Here is a 1,128-nt window from a genome sequence, read left to right on the forward strand (position 1 = left end):
TCCGGCGCGGCGGCAGCTCCGGGACGGCTTGCCGGGGCCTGGGGCTGCGGCCAGTAGCGCTCGCGCTGGTAGGCGTAGGTCGGCAGGTCGACGCGGCGGGCGCCGGTGCCGTCGAACAGGCGCGCCCAGTCGACGGGCACGCCGACGACGTGGAGGCGGGCGAGCGCGGTCAGCAGGGCCGCCTCTTCGGGCCGGCCGCGACGGCCGGCGGGCTCGACGACGGCGTCGGGGGCGTCGTCGAGCGTCTGCCGGACGGCTGGGGACAGGGCGGCGTCGGGGCCCAGCTCCAGGAAGTCGGTCACTCCGGCGGCGTGCAGGGTGCGGATGCCGTCGGCGAAGCGGACGGTCCCGCGGACGTGGCGCACCCAGTAGTCGGGCGACGTCAGGCCCTCCGCCAGTTCGCCGGTCAGGTTGGAGACCAGCGGGATCGAAGGCGCGTTGTACGTCAGCCCGTTGAGGACCTCACGGAAGTCCTGAAGCATCGGGTCCATCAGCGGGGAGTGGAAGGCGTGGGAGACCTTGAGCCGCGTGGTCTTGCGATCAGCGAAGTGTGCCTCGATCACCGCAACGGCCTCGTCCGTTCCGGAGACGACCACGGACGACGGGCCGTTGACGGCGGCGATCGACACGAAGTCGGTGAGCAGCGGCCGGACTTCGTCCTCCGTCGCCTGCACGGCGAGCATCACGCCGCCCTCCGGCAGCGCCTGCATCAGCCGGCCGCGGGCCGCCACCAGGGCGCAGGCGTCCTCCAGCGAGAACACCCCGGCGACGTGGGCGGCCGCGATCTCACCGATCGAGTGGCCCGCGACGAACTCGGCCCGGACGCCCAGCGATTCGACGAGCCGGAACAGCGCCACCTCGACCGCGAACAGCCCGGCCTGGGCGTAAGCGGTCTGGTTGATCAGCTCTTCGTCCGAGCCCCACACGACCTCACGCACGGGCAGGTCGAACTGTGCGCACACCGCGTCGAAGGCGTCGGCGAACACCGGGAAGCGTGCGGACAAGTCCCGTCCCATGCCGAGGCGTTGGGCTCCCTGCCCGGAGAACAGCAGCGCCGTCCTGCGCTCGCCGTCGGCGACGCCGCGCGCAACCTCGGCGCCGTCCAGCAGCACCGCCCGGTGCGCGAAC

Annotated in this window: 1 protein-coding gene; it reads right to left on the minus strand. The window is 73.0% G+C overall.

What is annotated here, in order from left to right; translation table 11 throughout:
* Positions 1-1,128, minus strand: a 1,128-nt coding sequence (locus tag AB0O00_RS40770) for an acyltransferase domain-containing protein (protein ID WP_363659703.1), incomplete at both ends; no start/stop codon positions are given.

The sequence above is a fragment of the Kitasatospora sp. NPDC093558 genome, from assembly GCF_040683475.1.
GTDB lineage: Bacteria > Actinomycetota > Actinomycetes > Streptomycetales > Streptomycetaceae > Kitasatospora.